Origin of the sequence: Sphingomonas kyungheensis, from assembly GCF_037120395.1 — a bacterium.
Taxonomy (GTDB): Bacteria; Pseudomonadota; Alphaproteobacteria; order Sphingomonadales; family Sphingomonadaceae; genus Sphingomonas; species Sphingomonas kyungheensis.
Genome location: NZ_JBBBDM010000006.1, coordinates 131,029 through 157,935 on the forward strand (window position 1 = coordinate 131,029; position 26,907 = coordinate 157,935).

Below are 26,907 nucleotides of genomic sequence, written 5' to 3' on the forward strand. Positions count from 1 at the left end.
TGACGCGCGCGCATCCTATCAAAACGGCTTCACGAACGCCAAGACGACGATGACCGCACCGGCCAGCGCCGGCACCTCGTTGATCAGCCGCAGCCGTCGGCCGTCGAGCCGCATCTCCCCGCGCGCCAGCCGCTTGGCATAGCCGACCGCCCAGCCGTGATAGCCGCTGAGCAGCAGCACGAACGCCAGCTTCGCGTGAAGCCAGCCCTCGCCCCAATGCTGCCCCACCGTCGCCAGCGTCAGCCCGAGCAGCCAGACGAGGATCAGCGCCGGCGTCAGGATGATCGACCGCAGCTTGCCCTCGCGCTCGACCCAGCGCGCGGCATCGTCGTCGCGCCCGGCGACCAGCGCCTCCTGATGATAGACGAGATAGCGCGGCAGCATGAACAGGCCCGCCATCCAGAAGATGACGAAGATCACATGCGCCGCGACGATCCACAGATAGGCACCCGCCAGTACGTCCATCACGATCCCCTCACCCGTGCGACCAGTTGCTCGACATGCGCGATCGGCGTGAACTGGCCGATGCCATGCCCGAGATTGAAGACGTGCGGCCGGTCGCGGAAGGCGGCGAGCACGCGGTCGATCCCGTCATCCAGCGCCGCGCCGCCGGCAAGCAGCGCGAGCGGATCGAGATTGCCCTGCACCGGCATGCCGGCGGGCAGATGCCGGTCCGCCCAGACCGGATCGACCGTCTCGTCCAAGCCGATCGCATCGACGCCCGTCTCGCGCGCATAAGCGGGCAGCTTGCCGCCGGCGCCCTTCGGAAAGCCGATGATGCAGGCATCGGGACAGCGCGCTCGCAGCCCGGCGACGATCGCCGCATTGGGGGCGATCACCCAGCGTTCGAACTGGGCCGGCGACAGCGATCCCGCCCAGCTGTCGAACAGCTGCACCGCCTCGACCCCCGCCGCGATCTGCCGGGCGAGATAGTCGATCGTCATCGTCACGATCGCATCGATGATTGCACCGAAGGCCATCGGGTCACCATAGGCGAGGCCGCGGGTGTCGGCATGATCCTTCGATCCCTGCCCCGCGACCATATAGGTCGCCACCGTCCACGGCGACCCGGCGAAGCCCAGGAAGGTGGTCTGAGACGGCAAGGCGGCCGCCACCCGCTCGCAGGTCGCATAGACCGGCTCGAGCCGCTCAGGCACCGCCTGGAGCGCGTTCAGCGCGTGATCGACCAACGGTGGCGCCAGCCGCGGTCCCTCGCCCGGCCCGAAGCTCAGCGCCTGTCCCAGCGCCCAGGGCACCATCAGGATATCGGAGAACAGGATCGCGCCGTCGAAGCCGAAGCGCCGGATCGGCTGCAGCGTCACCTCCGCCGCCGCGACCGGATCGGTGGCGAGCGCAAGGAAGCCACCCTTCTCCGCCCGCAGCGCGCGATACTCGGGCAGGTATCGCCCCGCCTGGCGCATGAGCCAGATTGGCGGCACCGCCGGCTTGGCACCGCGCAACGTGGCGAGCAGGGGCTTCACGGCGGACATGTTCACAGGATCGGACAGGGCCTTCTTCCTACTTAAGAAGATTCTAGAAAAGGATGATGCAGTGGTTGGCGCGTGGAACGCGGGATAAAGCATTTCATGCCCTAATCACCCACAGGTTGACCGGCAAGGATCGGCAGAAGCGCGTCGATTCGGGACCCGCCGCCAACACCATCCACAGGCTGTGGATAAAACTGTTCCCTGTGTGTGGCGATGTGGATGGAATCCGGTTTGTCCACGGCGTCGGCGTCGCTTGGCGGGGGTGCCGACTTGCCCTATCGCTTATGCCCATGTTGTCCACAGACTTGCGCGAGAGGGTCGATCAGCGGTCCGATCGCGATGCGCGCCCCGCTCCGACCGGCAACCCTGCGGTTGCCGATTTTTCCGGCCGCCGTTGATGCGGCTCCATCTTCATCTGCTGTCGGACTCGACCGGCGAGACGCTCGAGAACATCGCCAAGGCGGCGCTCGCGCAATATGACGACGTCGAGACGGTGCGGCATTTCTGGCCGATGGTGCGGACCGAAGCGCATCTCGAACGCATCCTCCAGGAGATCGCGCAGAACCCCGGGCTGGTGATCTTCACGCTGGTCAACGTCGCGACGCGGCGCATCCTCGAGCAGCGTTGCCTCGCGCTCGGCCTGCCCGCGGTGGCGCCGCTCGATCCGGTCAACGATGCGCTGTCGGGGCTGCTCGGCCAGCAGGCCAAGGCGCGGCCGGGTCGCCAGCACGTGCTCGACGCCGCTTACTTCGCCCGCGTCGATGCGATCCAATGGACGATCGCGCATGACGACGGCATCGCCTCGGAGGATTGGGAGGAGGCGGATATCGTCCTTGCCGGCGTGTCGCGTTCGTCGAAGACGCCGACCTCCATCTATCTCGCCAACCGCGGCTGGAAGACGGCCAATATCCCGATCGTCGTCGAAAGCCCGCCGCCGCGCATCCTCTTCACGCTCAGCCGGCCGCTCGTCGTCGGGCTGACGACCAGCGCCGACCGGTTGATCCAGATCCGTCGCAACCGCCTGCTGTCGCTCAACCAGATGCCCGATACGCCCTATGTCGAGGAGGAAGCGGTGACGCGCGAGATCGCCTTCGCCCGCCGCATGTTCGCCGACAACGGCTGGCCGGTGATCGACGTCACCCGCCGCTCGATCGAGGAAACCGCCGCCGCGATCATCGCGCTGGCGAACGAGCGCAAGGTGGCGCGGTGAGGATGGTCCGTCGCCGGTCGAATACCTCTTCGCCGTCACGCCGTCTGGTGTCATTCCCGCCTGCGCTGGGATGACAGGGAGCCGATCGAAACCCAAAGGACGTCCGCATGATCCTCCTCGCCTCCCAGAGCGCCTCGCGCCGCGCGATGCTCACCGCCGCGGGCGTGCCGTTCGACGCGACCGCCGCCGGCGTCGATGAGGACGCCGCCAAGGCCTCGCTCGCCGACGCGCGGCCGCGCGACCTCGCCGATGCGCTCGCCGAGATGAAGGCGGTCAAGGTCAGCCTGCGTGCGCCCGGCCGGCTGGTGCTCGGCAGCGACAGCGTCGTCGCGCTCGCCGACGGCAGCCTGCTCGACAAGCCGGAGAGCCGCGACCAGGCCGCCGAGCATCTCGCCCGCATGTCCGGCGCGCGCCACGACCTGTGGAGCGCGGCGGTGATCGCCGAGAACGGCCGCCCGGTCTGGCGTCATGTCGAGGCGGCGCGGATGCACGTCCGCCCGCTGTCGCCCGCCTTCATCGATCAGTATCTCGATCACGAATGGCCGGCGATCGCCGGCTGCGTCGGCTGCTACCGGATCGAGGGCCCGGGTGCGCAGCTGTTCCACAAGATCGAGGGCAGCCAGTTCACCGTGCTCGGCCTGCCGCTGCTCAACGTCCTCGACTATCTCAGAGTCCGCAAGGTGATCCCGTCATGACCAGCCCCTTTGCCTCGCCCGGCGACGGTCGCCCCTATGCGGAGGTGATCGGCGACCCCATCGCCCAGTCCAAGTCGCCGATCATCCACGGCTTCTGGCTGGAGCAGCTCGGGCTCGACGCGGCCTATCGCAAGACCCTGGTCGCGCCCGCCGATCTGCCCGCCTTCTTCGCGGCGCGGCGCGACGATCCCGACTGGCGCGGCTGCAACGTCACCATGCCGCACAAGCTCGCCGCGCTCGACCATGTCGAGGATCGCGGCGACGTGCGAGGCGGCATCGGCGCGATCAACACGGTGTTCCGCGCGGAGGATGGCGCCGCGGTCGGCACCAATACCGATGCCGGCGGTTTCTACGCGCCGCTCGCCGGGATCGACTTCGCCGGTCGCGCGGTGACGGTGATCGGCGCGGGCGGCGCGGCGCGCGCGATCCTGTTCGCGCTGGCACGGATGGAGGTCGGCGCGGTGACGCTGCTCAACCGCAACGTGCTCAAGGCCGGCGTGCTGCTTTCCGCCTTCAAGCTCAAGGGGCAGGCGCTGCCGCTCACCGCACCGCTGCCCGACGATACCGCATTGCTCGTCAACGCCAGCACGCTCGGCATGACGGGGCAGCCGCCGCTCACGCTCGACCTGTCGCCGCTCGACGAGGAGGCGATCGTCTACGACATCGTCTATTCGCCGCTCGAAACGCCGCTGCTCGCCGCGGCGCGCGCCCGCGGGCTCGAGACGGTCGACGGGCTCGAGATGCTGATCGGTCAGGCGGCGCTCGCCTTCGAACTGTTCTTCGGCGAGGCGCCGCCGCGGACCCGCGACGACGCGTTGCGGGCGTTGCTGCTCGGATGATCGTGCTCGGCCTGACCGGCTCGATCGGCATGGGCAAGTCGACCGTCGCGGCGATGTTCGCCGCCGAGGGCGTGCCCGTCTTCGATGCCGATGCCGCGGTGCATCGCCTGCAGGGTCCGGGCGGGCGGCTCGTCGCCGCGATCGAGGCGGCGTTTCCTGGCACCACCGGCGCGGGCGGAGTCGATCGCCCTGCCCTCGCCGCCGCGGTGCTCGGCGACGATGCGGCGATGAAGCGGCTGGAGGGAATCGTCCATCCCGCCGTCGCGGTCGAGCGCGCCGCCTTCCTCGCCGCGCATGCCGACGCCCCGCTCGTCGTCTTCGACGTGCCGCTGCTGTTCGAGACCGGCGGCGATGCGCAGGTCGACGCCACCGTCGTCGTCTCCGCCGCGGCCGAGGTGCAGCGCGCCCGCACGCTTGCCCGCCCCGGCATGACCGAGGCGAAGTTCGACGCGATCCTCGCCCGCCAGCTGCCCGATGCGGCAAAGCGCGCGCGCGCGACGCATGTCGTCGCCACCGACGTGTCGCTCGACCACACGCGCGCCGCGGTTCGCCGCGTCATCGCTTGCATGGCGGCGCGCGCAGGCGGATAACGTCCCGATGCGCGAGATCGTCTTCGACACCGAAACCACCGGATTGAGCTTTGCCGGCGGTGACCGGCTCGTCGAGATCGGGTGCGTCGAGATGATCAACCGAGTCGAGACCGGCCGCACCTTCCACGCGTATTATCACCCCGAGCGCAACATGCCCGCCGAGGCGCAGGCGGTGCACGGCATCTCGGAGGTGTTCCTCAGCGACAAGCCGAAATTCGCCGAGGCGGTCGACGATCTCATCGCCTTCCTCGACGATGCGCCGCTCGTCGCGCACAATGCCGGCTTCGACTTTTCCTTCCTCAACGGCGAGTTGCAGCGCTGCGGCCGGCCGATCGTCCACGTCAAGCGGATGGTCGACACGTTGCAGATCGCGCGCAGCCGCCATCCCGGCGCCAAACATACGCTCGACGCCCTGTGTTCGCGCTTCGGCATCGACCGCTCGCACCGCGTCCTCCACGGCGCGCTGCTCGACGCGCAGTTGCTCGCGCAGGTCTATGTCGAACTGCTCGGCGGTCGCCAGATCGGGCTCGGCCTGGTCAGCGACGTGCCCATCGCTACCACGACCCAGGTCGCGGTACGCCGCCCCGTCACCGTCCGGCCGCCGCGGCAGTTCCGCGCCTCCGAGGCGGAACTTGCCGCCCATGCGGCTTTTGTTGCGAAGCTGCAGGACCCGCTGTGGGGGGTCGCGGCGTTGGAATGACGCCAACCGGGTGAAGGCCAACAGGCCAGCCCCATAACCATGGAGACTATAATGGATATCCGGATTTCAGGTCATCAGGTCGCAACCGGCGACGCGCTCAAGGATCATGTGAGCGACCGACTTCAGGGTATCGCCAGCAAGCATTTCGAACGTGCCATCTCGGCCGAGGTGACGTTCGGCAAGGGGCCGCATGACGTCGGCTTCCGATGCGATATCGTCGTGCATGTCATGAAGGGCCTGGTGCTCAAGGGCAGCCATCAGGCGCAGGAGGCGCATCCCGCCTTCGACGCCGCCGCCGCCAAGATCGAGACGCAGCTGCGCCGCTACATGCGCCGGCTCAAGGATCGCCACGCCAGCGAGGCGGTCGCCGCGCAGGAGGACCTCGGCTATGACAATGCCGGCTACACGCTCTTCCAGGAGCCGGCGCAGAGCGACGAGGACGTCGGCGACGCGCCGCTGATCATCGCCGAGACGCGCGTCGACATTCCCGACGCCAGCGTGTCGGATGCGGTGATGATGCTCGATCTGCGCAACACCGCCGCGCTGATGTTCCGCAACGCCGGCACCGGATCGTACAACATGGTCTATCGGCGCGGCGACGGCACGATCGGTTGGGTTGAGCCGCAGCGCGAGGTCGCGCAGCAGCCCGCCGCCGGTTGATCTTCCCCTGCCCCGCCGGTTTGGCTACAGCCCCCGGCGGGGCCACCAATCGAGTCATGCATGCACGATTTCAGCGATCTGCTGCGCCCTGAGGCGGTCTACGAAGGTATCGCCGCCGCGCACAAGAAGGCGCTGTTCGCGCAGCTCGCCCTTGCCGCCGAGACGCTCGGGTTCGACGGCAAGCTCACCGCCGAACGACTCGCCGCGCGCGAGAAGATCGGCTCGACCGGCTTCGGCGGCGGCGTCGCCATTCCGCATGCGCGCCTGCCCGGCCTCGGTGCGGTATCGGGTATCTTCATGCGAATGGCGCAGCCGATCGAATTCGACGCGGTCGATACGCTGCCGGTCGACCTCGTCTTTACCCTGCTCTCGCCGGTCGATGCGGGTGCCGAGCATCTCAAGGCGCTCGCCCGCGTCTCGCGCCGGCTGCGCGACCGCACTTTTCTCGCCAAGCTGCGCGGTGCGGGATCGCCGGATGCGCTCTACGCGCTGTTCACCGCCGACGCGGCGCGCGATGCCGCCTGACGCCGGCGCGCTCGCGCATTTCCGCGCGCTGGAGTCGCTCTACGCCGCCGCGCCGATCAACCGAATGTTCGAATCGCGGCTCGAGGTGGTCGAGGCGGGTGTCGCGCGCATCCACTTCCGGCTGACCGAGGATCATTATCACGCCGCCGGCGCAGTGCACGGCACCAGCTATTTCAAGATGCTCGACGACGCCGCTTTCTATGCCGCGAACAGCCTCGTCACCGATCGCTTCCTGCTCACCACCGCGTTCAACCTGCTGCTCACCCGCCCGCTCAAGGCGGGACCGGTGGTGGCCGAGGGGCGGTGGATCAGCGGCAAGCGGCGCGTCTACGTCGCCGATGCCCGGCTGATCGATGCCGAGGGGGAGGAGGTCGCGCGCGGCACCGGCACCTTCATGCGCTCGCAGATCGCGCTGTCCGGCCTGCCCGGCTATCGCAGCGCGTGACCGCGCGGCTGCCGACGCAGCTCGTCGTCGGCGCGCTGCTCCGCCGCGTCAACGACGCCGGCGGCATCGCCATGGTGCGGGCGCGCGGCGAGGCGCAGGGCGGGGCGATCCTGCTGCTGATCGAACAGCGCGACGGCCCGACGCGCGTGCTCGAACGCCGGATCGACTTTGATGGGGAAGCGACTCTGGCCGATTCGGCCGTGACCGGGGATGTCGAGGGCTATTGGCGGCGGCGCCGCCAATCCGATCCGGATTTGTGGGTAATCGAACTGGACATCCCGGAAGCCGAACGGTTCGCCGCTGAAACGATCGCGTCGAATTGACTATGACAGCCCCGTGACGAAAGCCGCGCGCACAGTGAATGCGCGTTGTGCCGCGCCCGGGTGCGATCCGGGGTGGTGACGCAGTCGGGGGGACGCCCGGACGATCGGCCTGGCCGATCGGGTCCGTGATCTCACCGCACATCGAAGACGTAGATGACGATTATGCAGCGCGCCGCGGCCATCGCGGCGATGACTTTCTCTCTGGCGGGCCTGATCAGCCACAGCTCGCCCGTCAAGGCATCGGACATCGATCGCACCGCGATCCCTGCGCCTGCCTCGACTATCCGCATCATCAATGCGGTCAGCCCCGTCTCGGTTCCCGTCCCGGTCGCCGCCGATCCCGCTCCTACCGTCAGCGCCGCTCCGCAGGCTGCGATGGTTCAGCCGATCCCGACCGAAGAGCAGGACGAGGACGATCATTACAACAGCCTCGCCGAAGCCGTCGCCGCGCAGGACGCCGACGATATCGATTCGTCGCAGCGCTGCCTCGCCGGTGCGATCTATTTCGAGTCGAAGGGCGAGCCGCTCGCCGGCCAGCTTGCCGTCGCCAACGTGATCATCAACCGCTCCAAGTCGGGCCGCTTCCCGACCGACATCTGCTCGGTCGTCAAGCAGCGTGGCCAGTTCAGCTTCGTGCGCGGCGGTGAGATCCCGTCGATCGACCAGGGCCGTGCCAGCTACCGCACCGCGCTCGCCGTCGCCAAGATCGCGCTGGCCGCAGCTTGGGAGAGCCCGGCACCCAAGGCGTTGTTCTTCAATACGCCGAACCGCCGCCCGGCCGGCAACGTCATCAAGATCGCAAGCATCGGCAACCACGTCTTCTATCGCTGAGACGCGACGGACGGGCTTGCTCCGTTCGCATAATGTTCCTAAGCGGGGGTCATGTTGGACATGGCCCCCGCTTCGTGTTTGGACGGCGGCGATGCCGCGCTTTGCGCTGCGGATGTCGCCCGCGGCGTGACGCGGATGTTGCTGCGCCACGATCTCACCACCATCGCCGAAGTGCCGCTCGACGGCGGTCGCCGGGCCGACCTGATGGCGATCGACGCGCGCGGCCAGCTCGTCGTCGTCGAGATCAAGGTATCGCGCGCCGATCTGCTCGGCGACGGCAAATGGCCGGACTATCTCGCGCATTGCGATCGATATTACTGGGCGGTGCCGGCGGGATTCGACACCGGTCCGCTCGACGGCGCCGCCTTCCTCCCCGAACGGACCGGGGTGATCGTCGCCGACCGCTACGATGCCGCGATCATCCGCGAGGCGCATACCGTGCCGCTGCCCGCGCACGTCCGCAAACGTTGCACGCTCGCCTTCGCGCGCCGCGCGGCGCTGCGGCTGACCGGGATGATCGATCCGGAGGCGTTCACCGCCTAGGTTCGCGTCGCGCCGGCAATTCGGGTCTTTCGGGTTCGCATAGAGGCGCGGAGGGCGCAGAGAGGTTGCCCTTTGCGCGGCTGGTGCTCCCTGTCCCTATGGGGACAGAGACGTGCAATCATCCCGCGCCAGCCTCGGCGATCCCGCTACAGCTGATGGCCGGTGCGATCGCGCTTGGTGGCGAGATAGCGCGCATTGTGCGGGTTCGGCGGCAGGGCGTGCGGCACGCGCTCGATCACATCGATCCCCGCAGCTTCCAGTCCCTCGACCTTGGCGGGATTGTTGGTCATCAGCCGCACCTGCGTCCGGCCGAGCAGTTCCAGCATCCGCGCGGCGACGCCGAAATCGCGGGCATCGACCGCAAAGCCCAGTCGCGTATTGGCATCGACCGTGTCAAATCCCTGATCCTGCAAGGCATAGGCGCGCAGCTTGTTGACCAAGCCGATGCCGCGTCCTTCCTGCCGAAGATACAACAGGATGCCCCAGCCGTTCGCTGCGATCGCCGTTATCGCGGCATGCAATTGCGGGCCGCAGTCGCATTTGAGGCTGCCGAGCACGTCGCCGGTGAGGCATTCGCTGTGCAGCCGGACCAGCGGCGGCGCGCCGTTGGGCTGGCCGATCAGCAGCGCGACATGTTCGTCGCTTGAATCGGGCGCGCGGAAGGCGACGATCTCCGCCTGTTCGGCACCGTCGACCGGCAAGCGCGCGCGCGTCGCCAGCCGGAGCGCGCGTGCGTCCTGATGCGCATCGATCGCCTGCGGGGTGATCGTCACTTCGGCGCCAATGCCGTCGAGGAAGAAGGCGGGAAGCAGCCCGGCGATCCGCGCCAGCCGGATCGCCGCGAGACCCGCCGCGGTCGCATCGACCGGGGCGGTGCGGAACGGCCCCTTCATCGGCGTCGCGAGATCGAGCTGCGGATCGGCCAGCGCGAGCGCGGTCGAGAAATCGAGCCACGGCGCCGCGGCGACCACCACCGGACTGTCCGGATCGGCGGCGGCGAGCTGGTTGGTCAGCTTGAGCGTCGCGGCTCGGCCGTGGGAGATCAGCACCTTGCCTGGTTCATTCTGGGTGAACGCCTGCCATCCCGCCGGATCGGCCGTCTCGATCGCGAGCAGCGACAGCGGCGTCTCGCCCGGCGCCTGCATGGCGATCGGCCAGCCGCGGCGCATCGCATCGATCGCGCGGGCGACGGCGCGCGCGTCGGTCACCAGGCGAACTCGGTCATGATCGGCACATGGTCCGACGGCTTGAGCCAGCTGCGGCAATCCTCGTGTACGCTATGCGCCACCGCCTGCGCCGCGACATCGCGGCTCGCCCACATATGATCGAGCCGCCGGCCGCGATCGTTCTTGGTCCAGTCGGGCGAGCGATAGCTCCACCAGGTGTGGAGCCGCGCCGGGGCAGGGTGGAAGTGCCGGCCGAGATCGACCCAGTCGTTCGACGCCTGCAGCCGGTCGAGCGCCTCGACCTCGATCGGCGTATGGCTCACCGTCTTGAGCAGCGCCTTGTGGCTCCACACGTCGCTCGGCAGCGGCGCGATGTTGAAGTCGCCGGTGAGGATCGTCGGGACCGCCAGATCCGCCGACCAGCGCGTCATCCGCTCGAGAAAGTCGAGCTTCTGCCCGAACTTGGCGTTGACCGCCCGATCCGGCACGTCGCCACCGGCGGGGACGTAGACATTCTCCAGCCGCACGCCGTTGGGCAGCCGCACGCCGATATGCCGCGCCTCGCGATTGGCCTGCCAGTCGAACCGATCATCGGCGACGATCGGCACGCGGCTGAGGATCGCGACGCCGTGATGCATCCGCTGGCCGTGGATGACGGTGTGGACATAGCCGAGCGCGTGGAACGCCTCGTGCGGGAAGTCCTCGTCGACCACCTTGGTTTCCTGGAGGCACAGGATATCCGGCGCGACCTCGCGCAGGAACTGCTCGACGATGGCGATCCGGAAGCGGACGGAATTGATATTCCACGATACGATCTTCACGCCGCCGCATCTAGGCAATGGGGCAGGGGCGGGCAAGGTGGACACCGGCCGCCGCGCGCCCAAACGGAAAGGCCCCCGCTCCGGGGGCATGGAGCGAGGGCCGACCTGGCGTTCGTCACGCAGGCGGGAAGGGGGTTGTCCATCCGGGCAACAGGGGGAAAAATCCCGGACGCCCCACATCCGCAATGGGGTATTTACGCCCGCCAACCTGTCGCGATGATGAATGGCGAGGGCATTTCGCGTTCATTATCGCGTAGTTGACCGCCGTGGGTCGACCCATTTGAACGTTCCGTCGCTAACCGGCACGCCGAAGCGCTGATTGGTCAGGCGAATCGTCGTGCGGTTGTTCTGGCTGTCGAGCTGCACCCAGCCTTGCAGCGCGAGTCCTGCCGGCGCCGCGGCGTCGCGGGCGAAGATCATCGTGATCCGGCCGATCTCGGGATGTTTGGGATCGCTCGCCTCGACCGAGACGACCCGGTCGTTGCCGGTCTGCACCAGCCGGGCGTAGCGGCTGATGTCGCGACTCGGATCGAGCAGCACCGACAGCGGCGAATTCTTGATCGGCCAGCGCTGCACCTGCCGCACCGAATAATCGATGAAGGTGAGCGCGCCGCCCTCCGCGACGATCAGGATCGGCACGCCCTTCTCATATTGGAAGCGCAGCTTGCCCGGGCTCTTGAGCGTGAAGGTGCCGGTCAGCACCTTGCCGGTGCGATCGGTCTGGGTGAAGCCGGCGGTCATCGTCGTCAGCGCCTGGAGATGGCGTTGCACCGCGGCAAGATCGCCGGTCTGCGCCTGAACGGCAACGGGAGCGCTGAGCGCGGCGGCAAGGGCGAAAGCGGATCGGATCATGCGGGTCCTGATGGGCAAGGGGCGTTGAATGGCCGCTTAACTGCGCAACCGGGATGGTGGGTCCCGAGGCGCCCGGTCAGCGATGCGGAGCGGCGGCCGGTGCGCGTCGGAGGAGGGTGCGTACAATCAAGCGCCCGCTCGCGGAGATCCGTGCTTCGACAGGCTCGGCACGAACGATGGAGGAGGCCTTTCATCCTACCGTTGGCCCTGACCCTGTCGAAGGGCGGGTAGCACACGGCCCCCCCCGCCGCCGACGTCAGATCGCATGCCCCTCGGTATCGCGCAGCACCTCGCGGCGGCCGACGTGATCGGGGCGGCTGACGATGCCGTCCTTCTCCATCTTCTCGATCAGCCGCGCCGCGGAATTGTAGCCGATGCGCAACTGGCGCTGGAGCCAGCTGGTCGACGCCTTCTGCGATTCGCACACCAGCTGGATCGCGCTGCGATATTGCTGGTCCTCGGCGGAATCCTCCCCCTCCGGCGCGCCTTCCAGCGCGAAGCTCTCCTCGGGCTCCTCGGTGACCGAGGTGATATAGTCGGGCTGGCCCTGCGCGCGCCAGTGATCGGCGATATGGTGGACCTCGTCGTCGCTGACGAAGGGGCCGTGGACGCGGACGATGCCCTTGCCGCCGGGCATGTAGAGCATGTCGCCCTTGCCGAGCAGCTGTTCGGCGCCCTGTTCGCCGAGGATGGTGCGCGAATCGATCTTGCTGGTGACGTGGAAGCTGATCCGCGTCGGCAGATTGGCCTTGATGACGCCGGTGATGACGTCGACCGACGGGCGCTGCGTCGCCATGATCAGGTGGATGCCCGCGGCGCGCGCCTTCTGCGCCAGCCGCTGGATCAGGAACTCGACCTCCTTGCCGGCGGTCATCATCAGGTCGGCGAGCTCGTCGACGATGACGACGATCTGCGGCAGCGGTTCGTAGTCGAGCTGCTCCTCCTCATAGACCGGCTGGCCGGTCTCGGGATGATAGCCGGTCTGGACGCGGCGGCCGAGCCGCTGGCCCTTCGCCTTGGCGGCGCGCACCTTGTCGTTGAAGCCGGCGAGGCTGCGCACGCCGACCGAGGACATCTGGCGATAGCGGTCCTCCATCGTCTCAACCGCCCATTTCAGCGCGCGCACCGCCTTGGCGGGATCGGTGACGACCGGCGACAGCAGATGCGGAATATCGTCGTACATGCTCAGTTCGAGCATCTTGGGATCGATCATGATCATCCGGCACTGGTCGGGTGTCAGCCGGTAGAGCAGCGACAGGATCATGCAGTTCAGCCCGACCGACTTGCCCGAGCCGGTGGTGCCGGCGACGAGCAGGTGCGGCATCGGCGCGAGATCGGCGATCACCGGGTCGCCGGCGATGTTCTTGCCGAGGATGATCGGCAGCTGCGCCGCCTGATCCTCGAACGTCTGGCTGCCGACCAGCTCGTGCAGCGACACCGATTCGCGCTTCTGGTTGGGCAGCTCGATGCCGATGACGTTGCGCCCCGGGATCACCGCGACGCGCGCCGACACCGCCGACATGTTGCGCGCGATATCGTCGGCGAGCGCGATGACGCGGCTCGCCTTGATGCCGGGGGCGGGCTCCAGCTCGTACATCGTCACGACCGGGCCGGGCCGCACCTCATTGATGACGCCGTGCACCTTGAAATCGTCGAGGACGTTCTCGAGCAGGCGCGCATTGCGTTCGAGCGCCGCCTTGTCGATCGTGCCCTTGGGCGCGGGCGGCGCCGGGGTGAGCAGGTCGAGCGAGGGCAGGGTATAGCTGTGACCGAGGTCGAGGCTCTGCTGGCGCGGCTTGGGCTTCGCCGCCGACGGTGCCGAGCTGCGGTCGGCGATGACGGGGGCCGGGCGCGGATCGGGCTCGGCGAGCGCGCGTGGTTCGACCTTGCGGGCGAGCTGCAACGGGTCGTCGGCAAGGTCATCGTCATAATCGTCGTCGTCCTCGACGTCATAGGCGTCGGTGACAGAATCGTCCGCGGTCCGCACGCGACGCAGCCGGAAGCGCCGTTCGCCGAGGTCGATCTCGAGGCTCTTCGCCCAGATGATGATGCCGCCGACTCCCGCCGCGAGGCCGACGCCGCGCGCCAGCCAGCGCGCTACGCCGGGCTGGCCGAGGAAGCCGAGCGCCCATTGCACGGCGTGCGCGACGGCGAGGCCGATGATGCCGCCCCAGCCGGCGGGCAGTGCGAGCACCGACGAATCGGAGACGAAGGCGAGCGCCGCCGCCATCAGCGCGACGCCGATCGCCGCATTGCGCAGCATCGCCGCCCAGCGCCCCGGCGGCTGATCGCGCCACAGGCGCAACGCGACGATCGGCGCGACCGGCAGCAGCAGCGCCACCGCCGGCCCGAACAGGGTGAGCGCGCAATCGGCGAACCACGCTCCCGGTGGCCCTGCCCAATTGAGGATCGGCCCGCCCGATGCGGTGTTGAGCGCCGCGTCGCTGGCATGGTAGCTGGCCAGCGCCAGCACCATCAGCACGGTGAGGAGGAACAGCGCGATCGCGGCGATCAACGCACCGCCCCGCACCGCCCCTGCCTTCACCGTCTCACGCAACAGCCCTGGCTGCGCACGGCTCGCCATTCCCAGTTCCTTCAATGTGCGAAATGCACCGGAATCATCGGGCCGCCGGTGCGTTACGTCAAGGCAGTTGGCGACAGGCCGATTGGCACCCGCGCGGTGCAGGCGTAGGGAGGCGATATGGATACAGATGTCATCATCCTGGGCGGCGGCCTGGTCGGCGCGACGCTCGCACTCGCGCTCGATACGCATGGTCTGACCAGCACCGTCATCGATCCCGCCGACCCGGCGGTGGTGCTCGCACCCGGCTTCGACGGCCGCGCCTCGGCGATCGCCAGCGCGAGCGGGCGGATGCTCGACGCGATCGGTATCGGGGCGACGCTCGCCGGGCAGGGCTGCGCGATCCGCCATATCCGGGTCAGCGACGGGCTCGCGCCGGGCAAGCTCGATTTCCGCCCCGCCGACGACGATGGCGCGCTCGGCACGATGTACGAGAACAAGGCGCTGCGGTCGGCGCTGTTCGCCGCGGCGAGCGGCGCGGCCGGCATCGACCTGCGCATGCAGACGCGCGCGGTCGACGTCGTCCGCGGTCCCGCCGGCGTCGCCGCGACGCTCGATTCGGGGGAGACGGTGCGCGCGGCGCTGCTGATCGCCGCGGAGGGCCGCAATTCGCCGACGCGCGAGGCGGCGGGCATCCCGGTCGCGCGCTGGCAGTATGACCATGCCGCGATCGTCGGCGCCTTCCACCATCAATATCCGCACGAGGACGTCGCCTACGAGATCTTCTATTCCGCCGGCCCCTTCGCCCTGCTGCCGCTGCCCGACGATGCGATCGGCCATCGCTCGGCGATCGTCTGGTCGGTGAAGGGCGAGGACGGGCCGGCGATGATGAAGCTCGGCGACCGCGCCTTCCTCGCCGAGGCGAGCAAGCGGATGGGCGGCTTCCTTGGCGAGCTGCACGACGCCAGCCCGCGCGCGAGCTATCCGCTCGGCTTCCACCATGCGGCGCGGATCACCGCGGACCGGCTGGTACTGGTCGGCGACGCCGCGCACGGCATCCATCCCATCGCGGGGCAGGGGCTCAACCTCGGCCTGCGCGACGTCGCGACGCTGGCCGAGGTGCTGGTCGAGGGCAAGCGGCTCGGCCTCGACCTCGGCGATCCCGCGCTGCTCGAACGCTATCAGCGCTGGCGCGGGCTCGACACCTTCATGGTCGCCGCGGCGACCGATACGCTGACCCGGCTGTTCGGCATCCCCGGCAAGACCGCGAGCGCGGTGCGGCGGTTCGGGATCAGCGCGGTCGATCGCCTGCCGCCGCTCAAGGACCGGTTCATGGCCGAGGCGCGCGGCGAAAGCGGCACCTTGCCCAAGCTGTTGCAGGGGCTGCTGGTATGAGCGAGCCGGTGTCTGCGCCGAAGCGGTCGCCGCAGACCGGTGTCGCGCGCGGCATCGGCATCGGCCTGGGGCTGACGATCGCCGCGGCGATCCTCGGCAGCTATCGCAGCAGCGCCGCGGTGCTCGAGGCGCGGCTGACAACCCTGGGCATCGCGCTGCTGGTGCTGGGCCTGTGGATGGCGGCGGCGATCGGCGACGTGGCACGCCGCCGTTTCGCCTCGACGGCGGCGATCGGTGGCCGCGACGGTGTCGACGACCGGGTCGATGCGGCCAATGCGATCCTGCGCAACACCGCCGAACAGGCGCTGCTCGCCAGCATCGCTTATGCCGCGCTGACCCTGATCAGCGATCACGCGCGCGTGCCGGTGGCGCTGTTCGCCGCCTGTTTCACCGCCGGACGGCTGCTGTTCTGGAGCGGCTATCTTGACGGTGCCGAAGCGCGCGCGCTCGGCTTCGCACTGACCTTCTACCCCAGCATCGCCGCGCTGCTGATGGCGGCGCTGGCGATGCTGCGCTGAGGTCAGAGCTCGTCGGCGACGAGCCGCGGGTTGGCGATGACCAGGCCGGCGCCGAACACCAGCGCGTCCTCGACGAAGCCGCTCGCGGTCTGGCCGAAGCGGTCCATCGCGGCGCAGCGCAACCGCCAGCCGATATAGGAGGAGGCGAGCGCGCTGGCGACGGCGATGCCGCCGCCGAGCAGCCGCTTGCCGCGCGGCGCCAGCGCGGCGCCGGCATAGGCCGCGGTGACGCTGCGCACCGCCAGCCCGACCGGGACGATACGATCGGGCGCCGTCTTCATCTTGTCGCCCGCCATTTCGGCGGCGGCAAAGGCGGCCGTCCCCGCGGCGACCAGCGGATGGCGCATCAGCGACTGGAGCGGCAGCGCGGCGGGCACCTCGTGCCGGCGGGTCGCGGTGGCGATCACCGCCAGCGGGGTGATGCCGCGCTGGCCGGCAACCAGGCCGATGAGGAACGAACGGATCATGGCAACACCTTCGAAAGAGTAGGCTGCTACAATCCGCGTGCCGCCATCCGTATCCGCGAGCCCGTCATCAGGCGAGCGTCAGCCCGACATCGACGTTGCCGCGCGTCGCGTTCGAATAGGGGCAGATCCGGTGCGCCGCTTCGACCAGACGGTTCGCGTCCGGCTCGGCGATGCCGGGCAGCGCCACCGCGAGATCGGCGGTGATGCCGAAGCCGCCTTCGGCGCGCGGACCGATGCCGACCGTCGCGGTCACCGCGACATCGTCCGGCACGGCCAGCTTGAGCTCGCGCCCGGCGACCTTGAGCGCGCCGATGAAGCAGGCGGCGTAACCGGCGGCGAACAGCTGCTCGGGGTTGCTGCCCTCGCCACCGGCGCCGCCCAGCTCGCGCGGCGTCGACAGGCCGATGTCGATGCGACCATCGTCGGACCGGGCATGGCCGTCGCGGCCGCCCGTGGCGGTGGCGGTGGTGCTGTATTTGACGTCGACCGACATGGCGAACTCCTGTTTGTTATCGCGATAATGATTTAGGATCGTCGCGGCGGTCCGTCGATATCATTATCGCGATAACTATCCGCGGAGCGGTCGATCAGTCGGTGCCTTGCCGCCGGGCACCGGTGATCATCCGCTGCGCGATCGCGCGCACGCCCGCATCGTCCTTGCTCGCATCGTCGGCCGGGTCGCCGAGATGGTCGAGGCTCTGTTCCAGGAAGTCGAGCAGGCCGGGATGCCGGTCTTCGACATATTCGATCAGCTTGAACAGCAGATGTTCGCTGGCGATCTCGCGCTGGCGGGTCTGAATGGCGGTGTCGGTCATGAAGCCTCCTCGTGGAACAGCCGCAACGCATCACCGCCCGGTTGGTGACGGCGGGCGATCACGGAACATTCGTCGCCGCGCGCCGCTCTTCCCCGGCTGACACCGGGAGATAGCGAGATGGAAGACAGTCGCCTGTGGACGTTCGAAGAGAGCCTGTGGACCGAGGGTCCCGACAATTACCGCGAGAAGGTCGATGCCGAGGTGGTGATGGTGCTGCCGCGGCCGCCGTTCGTGCTGCGCGGCGACGCCGCAATCGATGCGGTCGCCGCGACGCCGGTCTGGGAGACGGCCGAGCTCAGCGAGCGGCAGGTGTCACGCCCGCAGGAAGGGCTGATCGTGATCGGCTATAAGGTCCACGCGCAGCGCGGGGACGAAGGCTATGAGGCGCATTGCACCTCGACGATCCGGCGGATCGAGCATGAGGTATGGCGCGTCGTCCAGCATCAGCAGACGCCGGCGCTCGCCAAGCCGTTGACGGACGGCTGAGTCCCTGTCGCCGCCACCGCCCGGCGCGCGCCGGGGGTGGTGGCGTCAGACGCGGTCGATCAGCGATCGCGCTCGGCGCGCTTGCGATCGGCCTTGCGCGCGCGGCTGACCGCGGCGGCATGCTCGCGGGCACGCTTTTCCGACGGCTTCTCATAGTGCCGGCGGAGCTTCATTTCACGGTACACGCCTTCCCGCTGCAGCTTCTTCTTGAGCGCGCGGAGGGCTTGGTCGACGTTATTGTCACGAACGATGATCTGCATGAAGGTCTTTGCTTTCGGTTGGCCACCAATGCGCCTAATTGAAGTTCTTGCGCGCCAGCGTCAATCGCGGATCGTGACAGAATCGACACTGTGGACCGGAAAAAGCGGCCTGTCCGTCGCTTTTCCCCTTCAATTGCCAGTCGAGCCAGGCGGTGACCACCTCCGCACCGACCCCGCCATGCGGTTGCATATAGGTGCCGCCATGGCCGACCGGGATGTTGACCAGGGCGGCCGGCACCCGGGTGATTCGCGCGAAATCGTCGGTGCCGTTCGCCGCGGCGATATCGGTCGGGCCGCCGAGCACGTAGAGCACCGGCCCGTGCAGACCGGCGAGCATCGCCTTGTCCGAGGCGACTCCGTTGATCGGATTCGCGCCTTCGGGGAAGAAACCGCTGTTCATGATGACGGCGGTCGTCACGCGCGGGTCCTGCGACGTCGCCAGCGCCTGCAACCCGCCGCAGCTCCACCCCGACACGGCGATCCGGTCGGTGGCGATATGGCCGGCGAGCGGACTGCCGGCGCGATGATTCTCCGTCTGCGCCCAGTCGATCGCGTCGCGGAGCAACCCGGTCTTGGTCGCGACGGTCAGCGCGCCCGGCGTGGCCGGCGCGGCGGCGGGCTTGGCCGGGCCGGGGATCGTCCCCGACGCGATGACGAGATAGCCGTGCGATGCGATCTCGAGCAGGTGGTTGCGCGAACTCGTCGCATCGGCGCTGCACCCGCCATTGCCCCAGACGTAGATCGGCAGCCGTTCGCGCCCGAGTCGCGTCAGATCGGCGGGACGATAGACGACATGATCGGGCAGGCCCGGCAGCGCCTCGTAGATCGCCGGATAGCGGCCGCTGCCATGCTCCGCCTCGGGCGCGGCGGCCGCCGTGCCGGCGAAGGTGGCTGATGCGACGGCGAGGGCGGCGGCGAGCGACAGGCGCATGGAGGCTCCGGCTGGACGATCGGGACGGGCAGGCTGCCGGATCAGGCGCGCCGCGGCTAGTCCGATCGCTTCAAAAACCCGCCTAACCTGAATTACTTTGCGCAGGCGGAACGATCCGGCCCGCGGCGGCTTTAGCGAATCCGGAACGTATCGTTTTGTTTCCGGGGGGCCTTATGGTGCGTTCGACCGACATGATGCCCGCGTGACGCCGGGGGCATCCCTCACCATCGCCGGCAGCCCCGCCAGTCGTCAGGCCATGCGGACGGATGCCGATGCGCATCGCACGGCCCCGACCCTCCCGACCGGGCCGCACAGCAGGAGCCGCCATGAGCGAGCGTGACGACCAGAAGAAGACCACGCACGATCAGGCGGGCGACGATGCCGATGACGCGGCGACCTCCGCCGACAAGGGCGACGACCAGCAGGACGACGATTCGGACGACGACGATGCGGACTCCGACGACGACGATGCGGACTCCGACGACGACGATTCGGACGACGACGACGCGAAGGAGAAGAAGCCGTCGCTGTTCAAGAAGCCGCTGTTCTGGATCATCCTGATCGCGGTGGTCGTCGTGCTGGTGATCGGCGGTACGCTCTATTACCTGCACGCGCGGCAATATGAATCGACCGACGACGCCTTCGTCGACGCGCATATCGTCAGGATCGCCCCGCAGGTCGCCGGCACGTTGGTCAGCGTCGCCAATATCGACAATCGCCACGTCGAGCCGGGCCGGCTGCTCGCGGTGATCGAACCGTCGGGACCGGAGGCTCAGGTCGCCGAGGCGCGCGCCAATGTCGTCCAGGCGCAGGCGGGCGTGCAGCAGGCGCTGGCGCAGGTATCCGCCGCGCTCGCCGCGCGCGATCAGGCGGCGGCGCAGGCGCGCGTCCCGCTCGCCAGTGCGATCAAGGCGGCACAGGACCTCGACCGTTATCAGGCGCTGCTCAAGCTCGATCCGACCGCGGTCGCCGGTCAGCAGCTCGATCAGGCGCGCGCCACCGCGCGATCGACCGCCGCCGATGCCGCCGCCGCCCGCCGCCAGGTCGACGCCGCCGACGCGCAGGTCACCGTCGCCGCGCGTCAGGTCAAGGCGGCCGAGGCGGTCGTCACCGCCCGCCGCGCCGCGGTGGAACAGGCCAATGTCACGATCAACGACCTGCGCCTCACCGCGCCGGTCGCCGGGCAGGTGGTCAACCGGCAGGTCAACGTCGGCTCCTATGTCGGGCCGGGGACGCAGCTGATGGCGATCGTCCCCGACAGGATGTGGGTCACCGCCAACTTCAAGGAAACGCAGCTCCAGCTGATGCGCATCGGCCAGCCGGTCGACATCCACGTCGATGCCTATCCGACCGTCAAGTTCACCGGCCATGTCGATTCGATCCAGCGCGGCGCGGGGCAGGCGTTCGCGCTGCTGCCGCCGCAGAATGCGACGGGCAATTACGTCAAGGTGGTGCAGCGCGTGCCGGTGCGGATCGAATTCGACCGGCATGACGGCAGCCCCGATCCGCGCCGCTATCCGATCGGCCCCGGCATGTCGGTGGTGCCGACCGTCAAGGTCCGCTGAGCGATGGCGAGCGCTGCGGCGGGCTGGTCGCCGAGTCGATCCGCCGCGGGCAAGTACAGCCCGTGGCTGATCGTCGCGATCATCTCGATCCCGACCTTCATGGAGGTGCTCGACACGTCGATCGCCAATGTCGCGCTCGACCATATCGCCGGCGGCCTGTCGGTCTCCAACGATCAGGCGACCTGGGTGCTGACCAGCTATCTCGTCGCCAATGCGATCGTCATCCCGATCTCGGGCTGGCTGTCCGACGCGATCGGCCGCAAACGCTATTTCCTGCTGTCGATCGCGCTGTTCACCGCCTCGTCGCTGCTGTGCGGCCTGTCGCCCAATCTGACGACGCTGGTGCTGGCGCGCGTGTTGCAGGGGATCGGCGGCGGCGGCCTCGCCCCGGTCGAGCAATCGATCCTCGCCGATACCTTCCCGCCGGCGCAGCGCGGCATGGCCTTTGCCGCCTTCGCGATCGTCGTGGTCGTCGGGCCGGTCCTGGGGCCGACGCTCGGCGGCTATATCGTCGAATATGCCTCGTGGCATTGGGTGTTCCTGATCAACGTGCCGATCGGCATCGCCGCCTGGCTCGCGGTGCGGGCGCTCGTCGACGAGCCGGCACAGGTGAAGAAGGACCGCGACAAGAAGTTCAGGAACGGCCTGCGCATCGATTATATCGGCGTGCTGCTCGTCGCGCTCGGTCTCGGCTTCCTCGAACTCACCTTCGATCGCGGCGAGCGCGAGGACTGGTTCTCGAGTCCGCTGATCCTGACCAGCGCGATCATCTCCGCGACCGCGCTGATCGCGTTGGTGCTGTGGGAGCTCAACCGCGACGATCCGGTGATCGACCTGCGGCTGCTCAAGAACCGCAATTTCGCGCTGACCATCGGCGTGATGGCGATCACCGGCATGATCCTGTTCGGCACGACGCAGCTCATCCCGCAGATGCTGCAACAGGTGCTCGGCTACAGCTCGCTCGACGCCGGCCTCGCGCTCACCGCCGGTGGCCTCGCGACCTTGGTCGCGGTGCCCTTCGCCGGGCGGCTGAGCGGCAAGGTCGACGTGCGCTTCCTGCTGTTCCCGGCGCTGCTCGTCCAGGCGGCGGCGCTGTACAACATGGCCAATCTCAATGCCGAGATCACCTTCTTCGACGCGGCGACCGCGCGCCTCTATCAGGCGATGGCCTTGCCGTTCCTGTTCGTGCCGATCAACGCCATCGCCTATGTCGGGCTGAAGCAGAGCCAGACCGCGCAGGCCTCCAGCCTGCTCAACGTCGCGCGCAACCTCGGCGGCACGCTCGGCATCTCGCTGTCGCAGACGTTGCTGTCGAACGGCCTGCAGAAACACCAGACCGAGCTGGTGCAGACGCTCAACCCGCTCGACGCCAATTACAACGACTGGATGCGCAAGGCCGCCGGCCAGTTCGCCGGGCAGGGCGATCCGTCGACCACGCCGCTTGCCGTGCTGTACAGTCAGGTGCAGCGGCAGGCGACGATGCTCGCCTTCCTCGACGTGTTCCGCACGCTGATGATCGTCGTGCTCGTCGTCGCGCCGCTGGTGCTGTTCATGCGCGCCAGCAAGACCGGCGGCAATCAAGGGGGAGCGCATTGATGCGGCGGTTTCTGGCACTTACCGCAGCGGCGCTGCTCGCCGCCTGCACCGTCGGGCCGGACTATCATCCCGCCGATGTCGTCGCGGTGCCGCCGCGCTTCGCCGGGCCGCAGCCGGCGGGCGCGGGGATCGACCCGGCGACCTGGTGGACGACGTTCGGCGATCCGCAGCTCACCGCGCTGATCCAGCGCGCGCTGCGCGACAATCCCGACATCGGCCTGGCCGCGGCGCGGGTGCGCGAGGCGCGGTTGCAGGAGATCGTCGCACGCTCGGCCTATAGTCCGCAGGTCAACGCCAGCGCCAACGCGACGCATGTCGAATTCAGCAAGAACGCCGGCTTTTCCTCGCTCGCGCGGCTGTTCGGCGGCGGCAGCGGTGGCGGGAGCAGCAGCAGTGGCGGAGGCAGCGGATCGAGCAGCGGCATCGCGCTCCCCGGCAGCGGCATCACCACCTACGCCGCCGGCTTCGACGCGTCGTGGGAGCTCGACGTGTTCGGCGGGGTGCGCCGCGGCGTCGAGGCGGCGACCGCGCGGACCGAGGCGGCGGAATGGAACCGCCGCGACGCCGCGGTGATGATCGCCTCCGAAGTCGCACAAGCCTATCTCGCGCTGCGCACCGACCAGGCGCAGGTCGCGGTGATCGAGGCCGAACTCGCCCGCCAGCGCGGCGCGCTGACCGTCGCTGGTCATGTCGCCGCGGTCGGATTGGTGCCGCCGGTCGACGTCACCCGCCAGCGCGGATCGATCACCGGCACCGAGGCGCGGCTGGCGCCGATCCGCGCCGATATCGACGTTCGTCGCCACGCGCTGGCGATCCTGCTCGCACAGCCGCCCGCCGCGCTCGATGCCGAATTCGTCGGCCCCGGCGTCACGCTGCCGCCTGCTCCGGCGATCCCGCCGGGCCTGCCCTCCGATCTGCTCCGCCGCCGTCCCGACGTGCGTGCCGCCGAGCGCAACCTCGCCGCCGCCAATGCCGAGATCGGCGTCGCCACCGCCGATCTCTATCCGCATTTCAGCCTGACCGGCATGGCGCAGCTGATCTCGACCGCCTTGTCGAACCTGATCAGCCGCGACAGCCTGCAACTGACCGGTACCGGCGGGGTCCAATTGCCGCTGCTCGACGGCGGGCGGCGGCGCGCGACCGTCAAGCTGCGCGAGGCGCAGCGCGACGAGGCGCTGCTGCAATATCGCGCCATCGTCCTGCAGGCGCTGCGTGATGTCGAGGATCCGCTGTCGCAGATCGCCGCCGAGCGCCTTCGCCATGCCGCACTCGCCCGCGCCGTCGCCGATGCGGAGGCGAGCGCGCATGCGATCGCCGCGCAATATCAGACCGGCTTCGTCGCGCAGGACGCGCTGCTCAACGCGCAGGCGCAGGTGCTGTCGGCGCGCGAGCAGCTGACGCTGAGCGATGCGCAGCTCCGCCAGCAGACGGTGGCGCTGTTCAAGGCGCTCGGCGGCGGGTGGAGCGACACGCCGGCATCCTGACGCGCCGGGGGATGAGGCGCGCCGCGCTTCGCCACCGTCGCGACCGGCGGGCGTCGTGATTCGTCGATATTCGTAAATGTATCAGGACGACGGGTCGTTATCGTGATCGCGAGGGCAGGGCCCGGGATCGTCGAGAGCGCCGCCGTGCCCGTCCGCGCCGACCGCAACCTCGACCATGTCGCGAACGACGGGAAGGTGCGGTGTCGCGCTGTTCGTGAGCGGCTAGCGGGGCAGCGGGCGCGGGCGGACGCCGCCGGCGGTCATCACCACCGGCGCAATGCTGCCGTCGCGGCGGAAATGGAGGCGGTCGATCGCGATCTCGCGGTGATTGCCGTCCCGTTCGCCGAGCGGGCGGCGGTGATAGACGATGTACCAATCGTCGCTGCCCGGAATCCGCACCAGCGAATGATGCCCGGCGCCGCGCGCGATCCGCGCATCCTGCTGCAGGATGACGCCGCGTGGCGTGAACGGTCCGAGCGGCCCGGGCGCGGTGGCATAGGCGACGCGATAATCCGGCCCGGTCCAGTCGTTCTCGGACCACATCAGATAATAGACGCCGTCGCGCTTCGCCATGAACGGCCCTTCGACGTAATCGGGCGAGGGGGTGATCGATTTGAACCGGCTGCCGTCGGCGAACGGCCGAATTGCGGTGCAATCATCCGACAGGCGCGCGACGTTGCAATGCTTCCAGCCGCCATAATAAAGGTAGAGGCTGCCGTCGTCGTCGCGGAACACCATCTGGTCGATCGGTTGCGCGCCCTGTTCGATCGTGCCGATCAGCGGCCGCCCGATCGCATCGCGGAACGGGCCCTCCGGCCGCGTCGCGACCGCGACGCCGATCCCGCCGACCTGCGCATCGCTCTTGAGGTCGTTGGCGCCGAAGAAGAGATAATAGCGTCCGCGATGGTTGATCGCCGATGGGGCCCACATCGCATAGGCCGCCCAACCGACCTGCGCGACATCGAGCACGCGCGGATGCCGCGTCCAGTGGACGAGGTCGGGTGAGGAGAAGGCGTCGAGGAATGTCTGGCGCAGGAACGGCGCCCAGATGTGCGGCGCGCGGCGCTGCTCGCGCTGCCAGGCGCTCAGCCGGCTGGGTGGCGCAGGCGTGTGACGGTCGGCGGAATAGGTCGGGTAGATCCAGTAGCGATTGGCGAAGATACGGATCTCGGGATCGGCATACCAGCCGTCAATCAGTGGCCGGGCCTGCGCCTCGGCCCGCCCCTGTGCCGCGTTGGGGAGGACGAGCGCGGCGCCCGCGCCGGCGATCAGGGCGCGGCGGTTCAGCTGGCGTATGCCGCTGGCTTCAATGGCGTTTTCCATCTTGGCGGTTTGCAGATGGAAAGACGCGACCGCAACGCCTCAGCGCGAAGTCCCGCCGCCAAACCCGCTTCTAGCGGCGGCTACACGCCGTGATCTGTCACGGAAAAAATGGTGCTGCCGGTGAGGATTGAACTCACGACCTCAGCCTTACCAAGAAAATTCCCGATGGGTTCCATAGGTTCCTGTTGGTATCTAGCGGGTGTTAACTGGCAGAAATCTGCGGTTTATTAGGCCTCATAGGTACCCGGTGGGTGCCGCAGGTTACTTCCTGCGAGTGACCCGGTCATGACCGATTTTTTGGTCATCCGGCTCGATGAGGATCGACGGAGATGGCAGACGAACGCGGCGTATCGAGACGTTCGGTCACGCGGATCACGAAGTCCAGCGTGGAGGCTCTCGCGGTCCCGCCGCCGGGCGGACGGACTGTCCTCTGGGACGCGGAGGTGAAGGGCTTCGGCGTCAGGGTCAGCAGCGGCGGCGACAGGACATACGTGCTCCGCTACCAGGTCGGCGGTCGTGACGAGAAGCAGCGGCAGGTGACGATCGGCCGGCACGGCTCCCCCTTCACGGCCGAGCAGGCGCGAAGACGCGCCCTCGAAATCTTAACTGCGGTGAGATCCGGCTCGGACCCCGCTGGCGAACGCGCGTCTGCCCAGCAGGCCAAGGCGGCGGAGGACGATCGGCGCGCTGAACGGATGTTCGACGTGCTCGCCGATCGCTGGTTCGACCGCCATGTGAAGGGCAACGGTCTACGGAGCGTCAAGGACGTCGAGGGCGTGCTCGAGCGAGACATCAAGCCTGCGTTCGCGGGATGCACGGTGGACGAGGTCACGAAGGCGAAGGTGACCGAGGCGCTGGAGGCCGTCGGTGAACGCAGCAAGGCGGCGGCCAACAAGATGCACAAGTGGCTGCGCCAGATGTTCAACTGGTTCGTCGAGCGCGGCATCGTCGAGCATTCCCCGCTCGACCGTGTCCGGCGCCCTCATGCCGAGCCGAGCCGCAAGCGGGTGCTGTCGCTTCTGGAAGTGGCCACGGTCTGGCTGGCGGCTGGTGAGCTCCCCGACCCGTTCCGTTCCTTCTACCGTCTTCTAATCCTCACCGGACAGCGTCTCCGGGAGGTGGCGGGCCTCCAGTGGGCGGAACTCGACTTCGACTCCGGCGAATGGTTGCTGCCGGCCGAGCGCACCAAGAACAAGAACGATCACGTCGTACCTCTCTCCAACCAGGCTCTGACCGTTCTGCAAGTCTTGCGCGGGGACGGGACAACGCCGGGAGCCGCGATCACGACCGATGGACGCGTCCCGATCGCCGGATACAGCAAGCTGAAGATCGCGTTGAACGAGGAAATCGGCTCGGTCCTGGCCGGCAATCCGCCGGCGGCACTCAGGCTGGGCACCGCTCTGCAGCCTTGGGTGGTGCACGACCTGCGTCGTTCGCTCGCCACAGGGTGCCAATCCATGGGTGTCCCGATGGAGGTTACGGAAGCTATCCTCAACCAAGTCGGTACCCGACAGGCGGGGGTTCGTGGCATCTACCAGCTCTACGACTATTTCGATGAGAAGGCCGACGCCCTGCAGCGCTGGAGCGATCTCGTCACCACTGCTGCTTTCGAGTTGGCAAACGGCAACATCCGTGCGGTGATCGCCATGGATCCCGCAAGAAGGTCTAGGACGCGGCGGACGACGGCAGGAATTGCCGTCTAGCCGGATGGGTCCATGGGGGGCGCCGAACGGCTGCAAGGACGGCGGTCGTGCGATATTGGGCCAGCTATGCTGAGCTGGAATTCGACACCGCTCCGCCGAGCGGTGCGCTTTCGCCGTCCCGATTGGACATCATGAAGATGTTCCGGAGGGGGAAGG

30 protein-coding genes are annotated in these 26,907 nt (G+C 68.5%); 18 read left to right on the forward strand and 12 right to left on the reverse strand.

Features of this window, described 5'->3' with window-relative positions:
• Positions 1-18: 18 nt before the first annotated feature.
• Together V8201_RS13245 and hemE are read right to left on the reverse strand one after the other, a co-directional pair.
• Positions 19-465 carry a CopD family protein gene (locus V8201_RS13245; protein WP_336545595.1) on the reverse strand — a complete coding sequence of 149 codons (447 nt, stop codon included), beginning with the start codon at positions 463-465 and terminating at the stop codon, positions 19-21.
• Positions 465-1,490 carry a uroporphyrinogen decarboxylase gene (gene hemE / locus V8201_RS13250; protein WP_336545596.1) on the reverse strand — a complete coding sequence of 342 codons (1,026 nt, stop codon included), beginning with the start codon at positions 1,488-1,490 and terminating at the stop codon, positions 465-467. The genes V8201_RS13245 and hemE overlap by 1 nt, the downstream gene beginning before the upstream one ends.
• Positions 1,491-1,884: 394 nt before the next feature.
• Here hemE and V8201_RS13255 point away from each other — a divergent pair, with 394 nt between their 5' ends.
• The 11 genes from V8201_RS13255 (at position 1,885) to V8201_RS13305 (ending at position 8,848) form a co-directional block, all read left to right on the forward strand.
• On the forward strand, positions 1,885-2,697 hold the full coding sequence (locus V8201_RS13255) for a pyruvate, water dikinase regulatory protein (RefSeq protein WP_443026756.1): 813 nt from the start codon (positions 1,885-1,887) through the stop codon (positions 2,695-2,697).
• 107 nt (positions 2,698-2,804) lie between these two features.
• Positions 2,805-3,392 (forward strand): Maf family protein, encoded by a 588-nt coding sequence (locus V8201_RS13260; protein ID WP_336545597.1) that lies wholly within the window; start codon positions 2,805-2,807, stop codon positions 3,390-3,392.
• Entirely contained in the window at positions 3,389-4,231 is an 843-nt protein-coding gene (gene aroE, locus V8201_RS13265; RefSeq protein ID WP_271299832.1) for a shikimate dehydrogenase, read from the forward strand. Before V8201_RS13260 ends, aroE begins: the two co-directional genes overlap by 4 nt.
• Entirely contained in the window at positions 4,228-4,821 is a 594-nt protein-coding gene (gene coaE / locus V8201_RS13270) for a dephospho-CoA kinase (RefSeq protein ID WP_037535922.1), read from the forward strand. The genes aroE and coaE overlap by 4 nt, the downstream gene beginning before the upstream one ends.
• A 7-nt stretch (positions 4,822-4,828) precedes the next feature.
• Positions 4,829-5,521, forward strand: a complete 693-nt coding sequence (gene dnaQ / locus V8201_RS13275) for a DNA polymerase III subunit epsilon (RefSeq protein ID WP_336545598.1) — start codon at positions 4,829-4,831, stop codon at positions 5,519-5,521.
• Between the two features lie 51 nt (positions 5,522-5,572).
• Positions 5,573-6,181: a ribosome hibernation-promoting factor, HPF/YfiA family gene (gene hpf / locus V8201_RS13280; RefSeq protein WP_037535919.1), complete on the forward strand. Its 609-nt coding sequence runs from the start codon at positions 5,573-5,575 to the stop codon at positions 6,179-6,181.
• A 60-nt stretch (positions 6,182-6,241) separates the two neighbouring features.
• Positions 6,242-6,706 (forward strand): PTS sugar transporter subunit IIA, encoded by a 465-nt coding sequence (locus tag V8201_RS13285; RefSeq protein WP_271299834.1) that lies wholly within the window; start codon positions 6,242-6,244, stop codon positions 6,704-6,706.
• The gene (locus V8201_RS13290; RefSeq protein ID WP_037535917.1) at positions 6,696-7,151 is read left to right on the forward strand and encodes a PaaI family thioesterase; all 456 of its coding nucleotides are present in this window, start codon (positions 6,696-6,698) and stop codon (positions 7,149-7,151) included. The genes V8201_RS13285 and V8201_RS13290 overlap by 11 nt, the downstream gene beginning before the upstream one ends.
• Positions 7,148-7,474 carry a DUF1491 family protein gene (locus V8201_RS13295; RefSeq protein ID WP_037535915.1) on the forward strand — a complete coding sequence of 109 codons (327 nt, stop codon included), beginning with the start codon at positions 7,148-7,150 and terminating at the stop codon, positions 7,472-7,474. The genes V8201_RS13290 and V8201_RS13295 overlap by 4 nt, the downstream gene beginning before the upstream one ends.
• Before the next feature lie 153 nt (positions 7,475-7,627).
• A complete protein-coding gene (locus V8201_RS13300) occupies positions 7,628-8,305 on the forward strand; it encodes a cell wall hydrolase (protein WP_271299835.1) in 678 nt (225 codons plus the stop codon).
• 51 nt (positions 8,306-8,356) lie between these two features.
• Positions 8,357-8,848: an MmcB family DNA repair protein gene (locus tag V8201_RS13305; protein ID WP_037535911.1), complete on the forward strand. Its 492-nt coding sequence runs from the start codon at positions 8,357-8,359 to the stop codon at positions 8,846-8,848.
• 146 nt (positions 8,849-8,994) lie between these two features.
• On the opposite strand, the gene ribA is transcribed toward V8201_RS13305, so the two are convergent.
• The 4 genes from ribA to V8201_RS13325 form a co-directional block, all read right to left on the reverse strand.
• Positions 8,995-10,017: a GTP cyclohydrolase II gene (gene ribA, locus V8201_RS13310; RefSeq protein WP_336545609.1), complete on the reverse strand. Its 1,023-nt coding sequence runs from the start codon at positions 10,015-10,017 to the stop codon at positions 8,995-8,997.
• Positions 10,018-10,052: 35 nt separating this feature from the next.
• On the reverse strand, positions 10,053-10,835 hold the full coding sequence (xth, locus tag V8201_RS13315) for an exodeoxyribonuclease III (RefSeq protein ID WP_271299836.1): 783 nt from the start codon (positions 10,833-10,835) through the stop codon (positions 10,053-10,055).
• 246 nt (positions 10,836-11,081) lie between these two features.
• Positions 11,082-11,687, reverse strand: coding sequence for a LolA family protein (locus V8201_RS13320; RefSeq protein WP_037535906.1), 606 nt, complete (start codon positions 11,685-11,687; stop codon positions 11,082-11,084).
• 256 nt (positions 11,688-11,943) lie between these two features.
• Complete coding sequence (locus tag V8201_RS13325) at positions 11,944-14,271, reverse strand: DNA translocase FtsK (protein WP_336545599.1); 2,328 nt, start codon at positions 14,269-14,271, stop codon at positions 11,944-11,946.
• A gap of 117 nt (positions 14,272-14,388) precedes the next feature.
• On the opposite strand from V8201_RS13325, the gene V8201_RS13330 reads away from it, so the two are divergent.
• Positions 14,389-15,603: a UbiH/UbiF/VisC/COQ6 family ubiquinone biosynthesis hydroxylase gene (locus V8201_RS13330; RefSeq protein ID WP_037535902.1), complete on the forward strand. Its 1,215-nt coding sequence runs from the start codon at positions 14,389-14,391 to the stop codon at positions 15,601-15,603.
• 8 nt (positions 15,604-15,611) lie between these two features.
• Complete coding sequence (locus V8201_RS13335) at positions 15,612-16,121, forward strand: MAPEG family protein (protein WP_336545600.1); 510 nt, start codon at positions 15,612-15,614, stop codon at positions 16,119-16,121.
• 2 nt (positions 16,122-16,123) lie between these two features.
• Here V8201_RS13335 and V8201_RS13340 read toward each other — a convergent pair whose 3' ends face one another.
• The 3 genes from V8201_RS13340 to V8201_RS13350 all read right to left on the reverse strand — a co-directional run bounded on the left by V8201_RS13340 (position 16,124) and on the right by V8201_RS13350 (position 17,403).
• Positions 16,124-16,588 (reverse strand): membrane protein, encoded by a 465-nt coding sequence (locus tag V8201_RS13340; RefSeq protein WP_037535898.1) that lies wholly within the window; start codon positions 16,586-16,588, stop codon positions 16,124-16,126.
• Between the two features lie 67 nt (positions 16,589-16,655).
• The gene (locus V8201_RS13345) at positions 16,656-17,081 is read right to left on the reverse strand and encodes an organic hydroperoxide resistance protein (protein WP_037535897.1); all 426 of its coding nucleotides are present in this window, start codon (positions 17,079-17,081) and stop codon (positions 16,656-16,658) included.
• A 94-nt stretch (positions 17,082-17,175) separates the two neighbouring features.
• Positions 17,176-17,403: a hypothetical protein gene (locus V8201_RS13350; protein ID WP_037535895.1), complete on the reverse strand. Its 228-nt coding sequence runs from the start codon at positions 17,401-17,403 to the stop codon at positions 17,176-17,178.
• 117 nt (positions 17,404-17,520) lie between these two features.
• Here V8201_RS13350 and V8201_RS13355 point away from each other — a divergent pair, with 117 nt between their 5' ends.
• A complete protein-coding gene (locus V8201_RS13355) occupies positions 17,521-17,889 on the forward strand; it encodes a hypothetical protein (protein ID WP_037535893.1) in 369 nt (122 codons plus the stop codon).
• A gap of 59 nt (positions 17,890-17,948) precedes the next feature.
• Here V8201_RS13355 and rpsU read toward each other — a convergent pair whose 3' ends face one another.
• Together rpsU and V8201_RS13365 are read right to left on the reverse strand one after the other, a co-directional pair.
• The gene (gene rpsU / locus V8201_RS13360) at positions 17,949-18,149 is read right to left on the reverse strand and encodes a 30S ribosomal protein S21 (protein ID WP_037535892.1); all 201 of its coding nucleotides are present in this window, start codon (positions 18,147-18,149) and stop codon (positions 17,949-17,951) included.
• Between the two features lie 34 nt (positions 18,150-18,183).
• Positions 18,184-19,080: an alpha/beta hydrolase gene (locus tag V8201_RS13365; protein ID WP_336545601.1), complete on the reverse strand. Its 897-nt coding sequence runs from the start codon at positions 19,078-19,080 to the stop codon at positions 18,184-18,186.
• 326 nt (positions 19,081-19,406) lie between these two features.
• Between V8201_RS13365 and V8201_RS13370 the strand changes: the two genes are divergently transcribed.
• Genes V8201_RS13370 through V8201_RS13380 form a run of 3 tightly spaced genes read left to right on the forward strand, consistent with a single transcriptional unit; the run spans position 19,407 to position 23,725 of the window.
• Positions 19,407-20,645 carry an HlyD family secretion protein gene (locus V8201_RS13370; RefSeq protein ID WP_336545602.1) on the forward strand — a complete coding sequence of 413 codons (1,239 nt, stop codon included), beginning with the start codon at positions 19,407-19,409 and terminating at the stop codon, positions 20,643-20,645.
• Between the two features lie 3 nt (positions 20,646-20,648).
• The gene (locus V8201_RS13375; protein ID WP_037535887.1) at positions 20,649-22,241 is read left to right on the forward strand and encodes a DHA2 family efflux MFS transporter permease subunit; all 1,593 of its coding nucleotides are present in this window, start codon (positions 20,649-20,651) and stop codon (positions 22,239-22,241) included.
• Positions 22,241-23,725 carry an efflux transporter outer membrane subunit gene (locus tag V8201_RS13380; protein WP_037535885.1) on the forward strand — a complete coding sequence of 495 codons (1,485 nt, stop codon included), beginning with the start codon at positions 22,241-22,243 and terminating at the stop codon, positions 23,723-23,725. The genes V8201_RS13375 and V8201_RS13380 overlap by 1 nt, the downstream gene beginning before the upstream one ends.
• 222 nt (positions 23,726-23,947) lie before the next feature.
• Here V8201_RS13380 and V8201_RS13385 read toward each other — a convergent pair whose 3' ends face one another.
• On the reverse strand, positions 23,948-25,048 hold the full coding sequence (locus V8201_RS13385; RefSeq protein WP_336545603.1) for a glycoside hydrolase family 43 protein: 1,101 nt from the start codon (positions 25,046-25,048) through the stop codon (positions 23,948-23,950).
• A 329-nt stretch (positions 25,049-25,377) separates the two neighbouring features.
• On the opposite strand from V8201_RS13385, the gene V8201_RS13390 reads away from it, so the two are divergent.
• The gene (locus V8201_RS13390) at positions 25,378-26,751 is read left to right on the forward strand and encodes a tyrosine-type recombinase/integrase (RefSeq protein ID WP_271299841.1); all 1,374 of its coding nucleotides are present in this window, start codon (positions 25,378-25,380) and stop codon (positions 26,749-26,751) included.
• Positions 26,752-26,907 lie beyond the last annotated feature (156 nt).

Coding starts and splice junctions, on each gene's coding strand:
- V8201_RS13245 (WP_336545595.1), bottom strand. CDS start 465: ATGGACGTACTGGCGGGTGCCTATCTGTGGATCGTCGCGGCGCATGTG.
- hemE (WP_336545596.1), bottom strand. CDS start 1,490: ATGTCCGCCGTGAAGCCCCTGCTCGCCACGTTGCGCGGTGCCAAGCCG.
- V8201_RS13255 (WP_443026756.1), top strand. CDS start 1,885: ATGCGGCTCCATCTTCATCTGCTGTCGGACTCGACCGGCGAGACGCTC.
- V8201_RS13260 (WP_336545597.1), top strand. CDS start 2,805: ATGATCCTCCTCGCCTCCCAGAGCGCCTCGCGCCGCGCGATGCTCACC.
- aroE (WP_271299832.1), top strand. CDS start 3,389: ATGACCAGCCCCTTTGCCTCGCCCGGCGACGGTCGCCCCTATGCGGAG.
- coaE (WP_037535922.1), top strand. CDS start 4,228: ATGATCGTGCTCGGCCTGACCGGCTCGATCGGCATGGGCAAGTCGACC.
- dnaQ (WP_336545598.1), top strand. CDS start 4,829: ATGCGCGAGATCGTCTTCGACACCGAAACCACCGGATTGAGCTTTGCC.
- hpf (WP_037535919.1), top strand. CDS start 5,573: ATGGATATCCGGATTTCAGGTCATCAGGTCGCAACCGGCGACGCGCTC.
- V8201_RS13285 (WP_271299834.1), top strand. CDS start 6,242: ATGCACGATTTCAGCGATCTGCTGCGCCCTGAGGCGGTCTACGAAGGT.
- V8201_RS13290 (WP_037535917.1), top strand. CDS start 6,696: ATGCCGCCTGACGCCGGCGCGCTCGCGCATTTCCGCGCGCTGGAGTCG.
- V8201_RS13300 (WP_271299835.1), top strand. CDS start 7,628: ATGACGATTATGCAGCGCGCCGCGGCCATCGCGGCGATGACTTTCTCT.
- V8201_RS13305 (WP_037535911.1), top strand. CDS start 8,357: ATGTTGGACATGGCCCCCGCTTCGTGTTTGGACGGCGGCGATGCCGCG.
- ribA (WP_336545609.1), bottom strand. CDS start 10,017: ATGCGCCGCGGCTGGCCGATCGCCATGCAGGCGCCGGGCGAGACGCCG.
- V8201_RS13320 (WP_037535906.1), bottom strand. CDS start 11,687: ATGATCCGATCCGCTTTCGCCCTTGCCGCCGCGCTCAGCGCTCCCGTT.
- V8201_RS13325 (WP_336545599.1), bottom strand. CDS start 14,271: ATGGCGAGCCGTGCGCAGCCAGGGCTGTTGCGTGAGACGGTGAAGGCA.
- V8201_RS13330 (WP_037535902.1), top strand. CDS start 14,389: ATGGATACAGATGTCATCATCCTGGGCGGCGGCCTGGTCGGCGCGACG.
- V8201_RS13340 (WP_037535898.1), bottom strand. CDS start 16,588: ATGATCCGTTCGTTCCTCATCGGCCTGGTTGCCGGCCAGCGCGGCATC.
- V8201_RS13345 (WP_037535897.1), bottom strand. CDS start 17,081: ATGTCGGTCGACGTCAAATACAGCACCACCGCCACCGCCACGGGCGGC.
- V8201_RS13350 (WP_037535895.1), bottom strand. CDS start 17,403: ATGACCGACACCGCCATTCAGACCCGCCAGCGCGAGATCGCCAGCGAA.
- V8201_RS13355 (WP_037535893.1), top strand. CDS start 17,521: ATGGAAGACAGTCGCCTGTGGACGTTCGAAGAGAGCCTGTGGACCGAG.
- rpsU (WP_037535892.1), bottom strand. CDS start 18,149: ATGCAGATCATCGTTCGTGACAATAACGTCGACCAAGCCCTCCGCGCG.
- V8201_RS13365 (WP_336545601.1), bottom strand. CDS start 19,080: ATGCGCCTGTCGCTCGCCGCCGCCCTCGCCGTCGCATCAGCCACCTTC.
- V8201_RS13370 (WP_336545602.1), top strand. CDS start 19,407: ATGAGCGAGCGTGACGACCAGAAGAAGACCACGCACGATCAGGCGGGC.
- V8201_RS13375 (WP_037535887.1), top strand. CDS start 20,649: ATGGCGAGCGCTGCGGCGGGCTGGTCGCCGAGTCGATCCGCCGCGGGC.
- V8201_RS13380 (WP_037535885.1), top strand. CDS start 22,241: ATGCGGCGGTTTCTGGCACTTACCGCAGCGGCGCTGCTCGCCGCCTGC.
- V8201_RS13385 (WP_336545603.1), bottom strand. CDS start 25,048: ATGGAAAACGCCATTGAAGCCAGCGGCATACGCCAGCTGAACCGCCGC.
- V8201_RS13390 (WP_271299841.1), top strand. CDS start 25,378: ATGGCAGACGAACGCGGCGTATCGAGACGTTCGGTCACGCGGATCACG.